General features: G+C 44.5%; 1 protein-coding gene. It reads left to right on the top strand.

What is annotated here, in order from left to right; translation table 11 throughout:
* Window positions 1–544: AAA family ATPase (locus tag R7O13_RS30105; RefSeq protein WP_318305622.1), on the top strand; the 544-nt coding region annotated here is incomplete at both ends.

Here is a 544-nt window from a genome sequence, read left to right as displayed (position 1 = left end):
TAGATATTGTCAACTTTATCTCCCACGGTATTACGAAATCTTCTGGCGCCGGAGAAGATCAATCTTCTTCAGATTCGTTTAGCTCGGATAGTGTCGAAGAGACAGGTTCCGATGAACGTTTAGAAAGCTTTGCAACAAACCTCAACCAAGTGGCGAAGGCCGGTAATATTGATCCATTAATTGGCCGTGACAAAGAGCTAGAACGTACGATCCAAGTCCTATGTCGTCGTCGTAAGAACAATCCATTGCTCGTTGGTGAAGCTGGTGTGGGTAAAACGGCAATTGCAGAAGGCCTAGCTTGGAGAATTGTTGAAGGCCAAGTGCCTGAGGTGATTCAAAATAGCGTTATCTACTCACTTGATATCGGTTCGCTGCTAGCAGGCACTAAGTATCGTGGTGATTTCGAGAAAAGTTTCAAATCGATTTTGAAGCAGCTTGAAAAAGAAGAAGATGCCATCCTGTTCATTGATGAGATCCATACTATTATCGGTGCTGGTGCAGCGTCTGGTGGCCAAGTTGATGCGGCAAACTTGATTAAACCTCT

Source organism: Vibrio sp. Y176 (assembly GCF_033438945.1).
This window is presented reverse-complemented; position numbering and strand designations above follow the sequence as displayed.